The organism is Oscillospiraceae bacterium (genome assembly GCA_035353335.1).
Classification (GTDB): Bacteria; Bacillota; Clostridia; order Oscillospirales; family JAKOTC01; genus DAOPZJ01.
On record DAOPZJ010000001.1, the window covers coordinates 101,812 to 110,837 of the forward strand.

Sequence of the window (9,026 nt, forward strand, 5' to 3'; positions counted from 1 at the left end):
AATATCACTCCGATAATAAATTATGGCAAAATTTTATCACATTGGCCTATGATTTTCAAGTTACGCTCGAGCACTTCGCGGCTCCGCCAGCCGTAAGCCCGCCCGGTCAGGTCGTCCAAATCTTTGGCGCAAATTCGGCCTTTTATGCCGCATAGAAACTCGGGCAGATCGGTCAATGCCGCATTTTCGTTGAGCGGGCAGACGTTTTGACAGATATCGCAGCCCCAGGCAAGGCCGCCTTTTCGGATGAGATCGGCTTCTTGATTGGTCAAATCACCTTTTTTTTGGGTGATGCGGGACAGGCAATCGCGCTTGCCAGAGAGGGTTCCGGTCAGACAAGCCTCAATACAACGCCTGCAGTCGGGACAAAACGCGACGGGTTTGTCATAGTAATCGAGTTTAAGGTCGGTCAAAATCACGCCGATGAAAACATAGGAGCCATATTTCGGTGTAATCAAAAGTCGGTTTTTACCGAAAACTCCAAGACCGCAGCGTAGGGCGGCGGCGACTTCGGAGAGCACCGAAGAATCGACGAAGGGCAAAAAGCGATTGTCCGGAAATGCGGATGAAAGCGCTTCACAGGCGGATTTCAGCCGATTGCCAACGACGATGTGATAATCCGGCACGCGGGCATATAAACAGAGGTTTTCGTCTCCGGAAGAGGGAGTTTTATAAGGGAACACCGCGGCGATGACCGAGGCGGGTGCGAAATCAAACGGAGTTTTGGGCGGATTGCGGAAAACCGCAGGTTCCGCGGCGCAAAAGCCGAAATCGGCGATGCCGGATTTAATTAAAACGTCATTCACCGAATCGGTCATGTTTCTCACCGCCCTCTTTAATCATTATAACCCCTGAGATTTTTTTTGGCAATTGCGAAAAAATGTTCAAGGAATGTTGACATCGGGGCATAAATTGTGTATAATGACGGGGCGCTTTCAAAAGCGTTTGTTTTTGTAAAAGACACAATCGGCATAGGGGCATAGCTCAGCAGGTAGAGCAGCGGTCTCCAAAACCGCGTGCCGAGGGTTCGATTCCTTCTGCCCCTGCCAGCGGCGCTCTGTCGCCGCAAGTTGCGAAAAATGATTGTCGCGCCCTTAATACCCATGTGGCTCGGTAGTTCAGTTGGTTAGAACGCTAGCCTGTCACGCTAGAGGTCGAGGGTTCGACCCCCTTCCGAGTCGCCAGATGCTGATATAGCTCAGTCGGTAGAGCGCGTCCTTGGTAAGGACGAGGTCACCGGTTCAAATCCGGTTATCAGCTCCAGAATTTTTAAAAGAAGTCGATTATTAACAATCGACTTCTTTTGCATTTTATGGTAATATTGTTTTAAATTAAATTGAGGAAAAAGAGATGATCCCATGATATGCAAGATTTGTGAATCATTGAAAACGATAAAAGATGATCCATATTATATTACGGAACTGGAAACAGGATATGTGGTGCTTAAGTTGTATCAGCGATTCAAGGGCTATACAATATTTGAATGTAAAGTCCACGCAGAAGAGCTGCATGAACTTGAACCTGAATACAAAGCGAAGTTTCTTTTTGAAATGTCGATTGTTGCAGAGGCTGTCTACAATATATTTAAGCCCGATAAGATGAATTATGAATTGCTCGGAAACGGTGTGGCGCATCTTCATTGGCATCTGATCCCGAGAGTCAAAGGTGATACTCCGCAAGACAGCCCGATATGGAAATTGCCTCATGATGAATTATATGATGAAAAAACAAGACCCGGTGATGATGAAAGGAAAGAAATGATTTTAAAAATCAAAACCGAGATCAAACAACTGCTGGGGGAATAGTTTTTCAGAGCAGTTATGGCATCGTCACCGATAGTCAGAACTATTTGTTTAAAAATGAGAGGGATCATATGAATTATCCGCATGATCGGGAACTGATTAAAAAGACGGCGAAGTGTTTTCGGTTTGTCTATCAGACGCCGGGGCGTTACATCAACGACCACTGCTTTGTCTCGGACGGAACGCAGCGGCACTGTTTTTATATCGACGGTGAAGTCGGGAAGGGTTGTTATGACCTCGGCAACGAGCAGATTATCGGGCATGCGGTGAGCTGTGACTTGCGCGAGTGGCGGCATGTCGGCAACGCGTTGGAAAGCGACGGGACGCTGCCCCATGAAGAACGGGGTATCTATGCGCCTTATGTGATTCAACATCAGGGCCGGTGGCATCTATTTTATGCGTCGCACAACATGGCGGGTGCGCAGTATATGTGCCATGCGTTCTCGAACGATTTGGAGCACTGGGAGCGCGACCGCGAGCCGTTATTTTATCCGGCATTTGATTGGAGCTATTGGAAAGAAGATGTCCCGTGTTCGTGCCGCGACCCGCATGTGATTTTCAATCCGGCTGACGGGCTGTTTTATATGTACTGGGTGGCCGATCTGAACACTCCGAAAGACGCCTCGTGCATCGCATTGTCGACTTCGGAAAATCTGCGGGACTGGAAACACCTCGGGCCGGTGTTATCGCGGAAATATTCTTTTTATGAGGCGCTGGTGATGAAAACCGAATCCCCCTGCCTGATCGAGAAAAACGGGTTGTTCTATCTTTTCTACCGCCACGGGGACGGGACCTATTACTGCATCTCCGATACGCTGACGGATTTCTCGCTTTCGAGCGCGTTTTATTTGGGGCCGTGCCACGCGAGTGAGATCTTTATCGCCGACGGCAGATGGGTGATCTCGTCCTGTTCGAGGCCGCCGGAAGATATTGTGCATAAATTCGACCGCACCGACGGGTTATGTCTGGCGGGGTTAGACTGGTCGGATATACATCCGAGGATTGTTGTGTTATAAATATAGGATTATTGAGAACAGTTAATTTCCGGCCTCATCCAAACCCATGGCGTGATAATAATCTACGGTGTCCATCACGTCCGGATGATATTCCACCGCTTCCAATAAAGGCGGTAGCGCTTCGGCAAAGTTATTTTTACTCTTGCTGAAAGCGGTGATGTCTTGACCGAAAACCTCGGTGGCCTCTTCTCTGGATATCGCACCGCCAAAACCGTAATCGGCTTGGGTAAATTCGATATTCACGGAATTAATTTTCGGAAACAGCGCAAAAATCAAGATAACATCCTGCATGACTGCCTGAAGGTTGACCGTATACTTGGGATTATTCGGGGTGAGCTGCAGCGCGTAATCGAACTGGACAGAGTCCTCGTGAACACCGTCCGGTCCCACTTCAAACCGTACGCCGTTTAACTCCAACGTGTCTTTTGCCTGTAAATATTGTCCGATTACCTCAAGGGTTTCTTTTGCGGGGGCATCGCTGTGATAGGCATAAAGCGCACGATAATCATACAGGCCTTTTTTATCTGAGGCAACCCCTGGGTTTGCACATCCACCGATCAAACAAACGCTGACAGAATGACCGCAAACAACTTCTTATACATGGAAGGCCTCCTGAAATTATGGTATTAATCAGCGCTCTGCGCGTCCGATTTGTCATAGGGCTCAATGGTGGTCTCCGACTCACCGCAGACGCTGCAGGTGGCCCGGGTGATCAGGATATAGCCCTCAACATTGGGGTCGCCGTCACCTTGAACCTCATAGGTGTATTCCCATTGGTGAACGCCTTTTTTGCATTTTTCCAAGCCCTGCTCGTGTGAGATTCTCAGGCGTTCTTCACGTTCGGCCTGCGCTTTCTTTTCGATCAGCTTTTTTTCTTTCATGCGGCGAATCCTTTGAAACATAGAATAATCTCCCATCTATAATTGTTAATCCGAAACAGTCAAAGCAGTCCCCTACTCGATTTCGTCGTATCGGATGATTTGTTGGGCTTGCAGGATGTCGGCGTAAAAGCCGCAGGCGGTCATGGCGGAAAGCGCTGCGCCGTAGGCGGCTTCCTCTTTATATAACGGAACGCGGATCGGGAGACCGAATTTTAGCGAAAACATTTTTCGCATGACAGCGCTGTTTCGAATACCGTTGCCCGAGCCGATCAAAACAGTGCGTTGATGATCGTTTATATTCAACTGTTTGTACATCAGATATAGTTCGTTGACGACGCCCTCGAGCACGCCGACGATAAAATGCTGTGGCGTGAAGTTGTCGATGCCGAGATTTTGAATCGAGCTGCGTAAAGCCGGGTCTTCGCGGGTGCCGCTGAACTGGGTGGAGATGATGAGTTTATCTTCGAGTGTTTCAAAGCCCTCGGAGAGTTTATCCATATTCGGATAAAGACGGTCTGATGATATTCCCGTCATCTCAATCACCGAACGGAAAAAGTGCTCCAAGATCGCATAAGCGCGACCGCCGCATAAAGAAGCCCCGACGAGCAGAAAAGATTTTTCGGTAAGGGGACGGGTTTCCATGGCTTTTTCGCGCCGATAGGTGTCCGCAAGCAGCGAAATCTGGCTGCCGGTGCCGACATTGACCAGAATGCTTGCCTGAGGGTCTTTGACCGAGCCGAGAAAACCGGCCTGATTGTCGCCGATGGCGACCGAGACGGGAATGCCGCCATCGGTTTTTCCGATCACTTCAAATTGATCCGTGACTGCGGGGAAGATAGATGGGTTCATTCCCGCTTTTTCTAGAGCGGTAATATCAAAGCGGACATTTTGCAGGTCGAACAAGCCGAAACTCGCCGCATCGGAGGTGTGGGTCAAAGGGTAGTCTCGACCTGCGAGCTTCAGGGCGACATAGTCATGGATGGTGCAAAAAGTCACGGCTTCTTTCGGGACAAGGCTGGTTTTGAGATTATAAAAATGCGTGACCGCGCCGTACCCGGTGGCCAGATGATATCCGGTCAAATCAGAAAGGTATTGTGTATAGGTTTGATTTTCTTGATAAACAAGGTCACCCCGGCCGTCCTGCCAGATATAAAGCGGGCTTACGGCTTGCCCGTTTGAATCGAGATAGACAATGCCGTGCATCTGGCCGGTCACGCCGATCGCACCGATGGAAGCGTGTTTTTGCGTAAGTTCGGCAATCAGTGTTTCCGCTTTGGATAGAATCTTAACAGGATCTTGTATCTTTGCCCACGTTTGAGACGGCAGAAACGTAACGTTTGCGGTATTGACTGTCTCGAGCACTTCACCTGATACACCTTCGACGACCGTTGCGCAGATGGAAGTTGTGCCGATATCCAAGCCGATGATTTTCATATGATGCTCCTTAAATCGCGGTGGACTGCGGGTCAAGCCGCGTGATGATATCGTTTTGAATGGCCGGGGAGAGGTCGAGAAAATTGACGAAGGTACCGTGAATGCGCATGACGTAGACGCCGCTCGGAGCATACTTTTTCGGATTTGCAAGCACCTTACGCAGGATTTCAGCGGTTGTGACGTTGACATAGAGATAAAACGGGGAGGTATTTTGATTCATGCGGTTGAAAAACAGCGGTGCGATGACGCGCGTCTTAAATTCAAGACCTTTATCTTCACAGGTATCGCCTTTAAAATATTTCGGGTCGATTCCGAAATGGGAAGCATAGCCGCCGCACATTTTTTCATAAGGCAGGTTAAAGCACGAAAGCATCCGGAAGCCGAGTCCGTTTTGAGCATGTCGTGGGACTTGCGTCCGTCCGGGGTTGCGCTGACCCAATAGCCGTAGAGCAGATGGGTCGAGGGGGTACTGAAATCGGGGCGGAACGGGTTACTGAGCAAATTCCTTTGAGACGCGACAATATCTGAGACCTTTTCGGCGACCTGTTTGGCCTCTTCGTCGGGCAGATCGAAGTTATTTCCGAACTTCTCGCAGGAAGAAAGGTATTGCCGAAGGTCTTCGTCGTGTTCGAAATTTGTGCGAAGGGCCTCAATCAATCGGTCGGTATCCTGCGGACGTTCACTCAAGAGCATGTCGATGGCGATAAACGAGTCGGCTACGACGGTCAGGCCGTGAATCAGGCATCCGCTGCCGTTGTATTTGGTACCTTGGTGCGTCACATCGCGCATGTCGTAACCGCTTTCGATGCCGCTCATCAACGTGCTGATGAACGGAACCGGCAGGTAGGAGAGCGCTTTGGTGGCGTTGTTCGCCGCCTTTGCCATCTCTGCGATATAGAATTCGACATTTTTATAAAAGAGTTTTCGGATATTTTTTAAGCGATCCAAAGCATTGTGGATTCCGGTTTTGGGGCCGATGGGTTTCCCGGAGATCGCCGAGACGCCGTCGAGCAGAGTCAGTTCCAGAATCTTGCCGAGGTTGAGCCAGCTGTTTGTGGTGTTGCCGTTGTCCTTGCCCATAATCAGCGGCTCCTGACAGCCTGCGATCGAATAATCCGGTAAATCGGCTTGTTCGATGCCGGCGGAGGCGAGAATCGGAAACAGCGAATCGTCGTTGAACAGAGAGGGCGTCAGGCAGCCGGGCGTGAAAAAGAATTTACCCAGCGCCTGATATAGCGCGTCGGGAGTGTTTTGATGCAGCTTGACCGAGAGAATCGGCTGCGGCAGATTCATATCGTAATAGGCGTCGAGCAGCGCACAGGTGCAGTCGTTGGTCAAATCGTTTCCGCTAGTATCTTTGCCGCCGACGAGGACATTTTGCGAGATTGCCCAACTGCGGTCGCCGACATTGAAAAACACGAGGAAATGCCGAAACAACGCGGCCGCCGTCTCGCGGCTCATATTCTCGGCTTTCCGGTAGGGCTCGAAAATGCGGTCGGCGTTTCCGACCGAGAAGGCAAACGGGTTCGGCGACTGCTCGATGCACATCATCTGCCACAGCAAAATAAAACTCTGGATGGCCTCGAAAAGACCGGCCGCGCCTTTGGCAGGGACCTTTTCGAGCGTATGGGCGAGCAAAAGCAGTTCGGATTTTCGTTGTTCTTCTGCGGTTTCAGCCTGTTTACGGGTGAGTCGGGCATATCGAGCAGCTAAAATCAACGCTGATTCAAGGGCGATTTTCATCGCGTATAGGTTGGTTTTACGCTCGGGGTCGGTTTCTATGGAAAGTTTTTGTTCGATTTGCTTTGTCACACAGTCGATGCCCTGCGCTAAAATTACACGCATATCGGGAATCACATGACCGGTGACCTGTTCGATAAAGAAACAGACCTCCCCGGTATAATCGGTGGCCTGCCGATAGGTCTCGGCGAGCGTCTTGACATAAGCGCTTTCGGCGTTGTAGGCACGCAGGGTTTCAATCCGCTCTTTGGTCAAGTCGCCCTCGGGGGTAATATCGTCAAATACGGCGGTAGGGTCACAGTAGCCTGAAAAGGACTGGACTTTAAAAGTCGGGTTGATCAGTGCATAACTTCGAGCAAACGCATCGCGCTGGGTTCCGGCAAAGACTGCGTTTTCGCTGAGCGAGATCGGCAGCTTTTCGGCAATTACTTTCAGCGTATTCGCAGCTTTGAGTTCGGCAGGTTGACCGGCGAATTTCGCGTCGCAGTCCCGCCGGATTTCCTGTATGAAAAACCATCCGTCCAATCGGTTGGTCGCCTGTTCTTCTTTGAACAGCAATTTGGCCTTTTGGGCGAGTTGTTCGGGGGACAGAATGGCTGAAATGGCGTTCATACCAATCGGCTCCTTTATGTATTGTCACTAAGCTTTGACCGCGAGACAGGAGTTTCTTTAAAAAAAGTCAAAATTCGCGTTTGACCGCGGGTTCTCACCCGCTATGTACGGATGACTTGAAAACCACAGGCGAGAAAGGCATCACGGAAACGGGTCAGGATTTCAGCGCTGATTTGCGCGGTTCCGTCCATGATATACTCCAGACCGCAGGCGTGCCATTTTGGCTTGCCGTATTCATGATAGCGCAGAAGCTCGACGGTAAAAAAGTCCGTGTCCAGCGTTTTGATAAAAGCAATCATTCCTTGCAGGGCTTCCTCAGAGGTGTTGAAGCCGCCGATGAGAGGGACTCGGATATCGATTGGTTTCTTTAAAATGTTCGCTTTGGTGATGTTTTCTTTGATCGTTTGATTGCCGATACCTGTGACGGCACGATGAATTTTATCGTCAGGATGTTTGAAGTCGATCATCAACTGATCAATCAGGGGAAGTAACTCCGGTAATCGGGGATGGGTTCCGTTGGTTTCAACGGCTGTATGAATACCCGCACTTTTAAAACGTGAGAGCAATACCTTGACGGCCTTAAACTGACAAGTGGGTTCGCCGCCGGTCAGGGTCACGCCTCCGCTGTCAAAAAACATCGGCACGTTTTTGCGGACTTCGGCAAGAATTTCGTCGATTTCGCAGGACTTGCACTTGCAGACGATGCCCTGATTTTTATTTTGATAAATACAGGGCCGATCGGAACAAGATTTACAGACAGATCGGTCAAGCCGGTGATCATGAACCGCGCTGTAAGGGCAAATTGAATTGACCAGCATTTTTTCGTTAACAAACAACGTCGGAGTAACTGACACCCCCTCGGGATTTGCGCACCACGGGCAATGCATATTACAACCCTGCAGATGATAGACGAGTCGGTTGCCGGTGCCGTCCTGCGAATAATTGAAACCTTTTTCGAAAATGTTGATTTTCATATGGTTTACACCTGATAATGGTTTTGGAACACTGTTTTTCATTATAACATAATACCGTTGAAATCACCAGTCTCATTTAGTTTCTTAGTTATTTATGAATATGGAGAGAGGATTAAGCGTTTTTGAGCAATAAACAACCGGAAAAATGTTTTTTTAACGGTAAAAAGATAAAAGAAGAAAAAAATATAAAAAATTTTTACAAATACCTCTTGACAGATAGTACTGTGCGGTGTATAGTATTACGCGAAAGGGGGTATTGATGTGCTTGACCCGCAGCTCAAACGAGGTATCCTGGAAACCTGTGTACTGTCCGCCGTCTCCCGCGAGGATTCCTATGGGTATAAGATCATCAAGGACCTTTCCGGTTATATCGAACTCACCGAATCAACGCTATACCCCATTTTGCGCCGGCTTGAAGCTGCCGGAAATCTGACGGTTTACTCCGTGGAGCACAACGGCCGGCTGCGCAAGTTTTATAAAATCACCGAATTGGGACACGCCGCGATAGAGGAATTTTTGAAAGATTGGCCGGAGATCGAAACGATGGTTAACTTTATCAGGGAGGGA

General features: G+C 49.4%; 10 protein-coding genes and 3 tRNA genes. 6 read left to right on the top strand and 7 right to left on the bottom strand.

The annotated features are described in order from the left end of the window. Nucleotides 1–20 precede the first annotated feature (20 nt). Complete coding sequence (locus PKH29_00445) at nt 21–818, bottom strand: DUF1730 domain-containing protein (protein ID HNX13308.1); 798 nt, start codon at nt 816–818, stop codon at nt 21–23. 155 nt (nt 819–973) lie between these two features. Here PKH29_00445 and PKH29_00450 point away from each other — a divergent pair. From PKH29_00450 to PKH29_00470, 5 genes are all read left to right on the top strand, one after another. Continuing rightward, nucleotides 974–1,049, top strand: a tRNA-Trp gene (locus tag PKH29_00450). Between the two features lie 58 nt (nt 1,050–1,107). Next, nucleotides 1,108–1,184 (top strand) — tRNA-Asp (locus PKH29_00455). A gap of 3 nt (nt 1,185–1,187) precedes the next feature. Next, nucleotides 1,188–1,263 (top strand) — tRNA-Thr (locus tag PKH29_00460). A gap of 95 nt (nt 1,264–1,358) precedes the next feature. Then, on the top strand, nt 1,359–1,805 hold the full coding sequence (locus PKH29_00465) for an HIT family protein (protein ID HNX13309.1): 447 nt from the start codon (nt 1,359–1,361) through the stop codon (nt 1,803–1,805). A 68-nt stretch (nt 1,806–1,873) separates the two neighbouring features. Beyond that, the gene (locus tag PKH29_00470; protein ID HNX13310.1) at nt 1,874–2,818 is read left to right on the top strand and encodes a hypothetical protein; all 945 of its coding nucleotides are present in this window, start codon (nt 1,874–1,876) and stop codon (nt 2,816–2,818) included. A gap of 21 nt (nt 2,819–2,839) precedes the next feature. Here PKH29_00470 and PKH29_00475 read toward each other — a convergent pair whose 3' ends face one another. From PKH29_00475 to PKH29_00500, 6 genes are all read right to left on the bottom strand, one after another. After that, complete coding sequence (locus PKH29_00475; protein HNX13311.1) at nt 2,840–3,379, bottom strand: hypothetical protein; 540 nt, start codon at nt 3,377–3,379, stop codon at nt 2,840–2,842. A 65-nt stretch (nt 3,380–3,444) separates the two neighbouring features. After that, nucleotides 3,445–3,699, bottom strand: coding sequence for a hypothetical protein (locus PKH29_00480; GenBank protein HNX13312.1), 255 nt, complete (start codon nt 3,697–3,699; stop codon nt 3,445–3,447). A 72-nt stretch (nt 3,700–3,771) separates the two neighbouring features. Further along, nucleotides 3,772–5,133 (bottom strand): FGGY family carbohydrate kinase, encoded by a 1,362-nt coding sequence (locus tag PKH29_00485; GenBank protein ID HNX13313.1) that lies wholly within the window; start codon nt 5,131–5,133, stop codon nt 3,772–3,774. 10 nt (nt 5,134–5,143) lie between these two features. Then, nucleotides 5,144–5,353, bottom strand: a complete 210-nt coding sequence (locus tag PKH29_00490; protein HNX13314.1) for a hypothetical protein — start codon at nt 5,351–5,353, stop codon at nt 5,144–5,146. Continuing rightward, nucleotides 5,350–7,485, bottom strand: coding sequence for a pyruvate formate lyase family protein (locus tag PKH29_00495; GenBank protein ID HNX13315.1), 2,136 nt, complete (start codon nt 7,483–7,485; stop codon nt 5,350–5,352). The genes PKH29_00490 and PKH29_00495 overlap by 4 nt, the downstream gene beginning before the upstream one ends. Nucleotides 7,486–7,586: 101 nt before the next feature. Then, complete coding sequence (locus PKH29_00500) at nt 7,587–8,459, bottom strand: glycyl-radical enzyme activating protein (GenBank protein ID HNX13316.1); 873 nt, start codon at nt 8,457–8,459, stop codon at nt 7,587–7,589. A 261-nt stretch (nt 8,460–8,720) separates the two neighbouring features. Here PKH29_00500 and PKH29_00505 point away from each other — a divergent pair. Then, on the top strand, nt 8,721–9,026 hold a 306-nt coding region (locus tag PKH29_00505), incomplete at its 3' end, for a PadR family transcriptional regulator (protein HNX13317.1).